General features: G+C 62.6%; 1 pseudogene. It reads right to left on the bottom strand.

Going from position 1 to position 690, the window contains the following annotated elements:
- Window positions 1-229: pseudogene (locus tag AOQ71_RS48790) on the bottom strand (L,D-transpeptidase); the annotation flags it as partial.
- Between the last annotated feature and the right edge of the window lie 461 nt (window positions 230-690).

Here is a 690-nt window from a genome sequence, read left to right as displayed (position 1 = left end):
GAGCGTAGCGCGGATCCTCAGCCGGCCCGGGCGGCGGCAGCGAGGCCTGCGGCATTGCGTCGTCGTCGTCCAGCGCGTCGAAATTCGGGGTGCGGTCACCGGGCCGATACTCGGCCGGAGCGCCATAGCTCGGCGCCTGCTGAACCGGATAGCTCTGGGCCTGTGCAAGCGAAGTTCCCGCCGCAGCGACTGTTGCGGCAGCGCATATCGTCAGAAAATGTTTGATCATCATCGCTCTTGTAAGTCCCCGGGCCCCGTCCGAGCCGATGACGGCCAGATGACCGAAGATAGCGGCACATTCAAGACATAACAGGCTGATTTGTGCCCGATTTAGCGATTTGTGATGCAATCGCACACAGTTGCCCCGTTGCATCACGGGGTGAAAATCGCACCCCGCCGTAGATTGCCGGAGTGATCAGCCCCGATTTTTACGGAACGGGACGAAGGCGTTGCGATATGGTCGAATCAGCCTGATTCGCCACCGATTTGAGCTCGAATCCCCGCGTGGCGAAGGCGGCAACCAGTACCGTCACCGCGTTCAGATGGCTCATGGGCCCTGGCCACACGCCGCCGGGGCGGAAATTCACAACCCGTCAATGCTTCCCGGCTTTCGCTTCCTGCTTGCCGCGATCCTGCTGTCTACCTCCATCCTGGTGTTCGGCCTGGGCGCCGCCGCGCTCGTGCGCGCGA

The sequence above is a fragment of the Bradyrhizobium manausense genome, from assembly GCF_001440035.1.
Lineage (GTDB): Bacteria > Pseudomonadota > Alphaproteobacteria > Rhizobiales > Xanthobacteraceae > Bradyrhizobium > Bradyrhizobium manausense.
The sequence above is the reverse complement of the archived record's forward strand: the minus strand, read 5'-3'. Positions and strand labels throughout refer to the sequence as shown.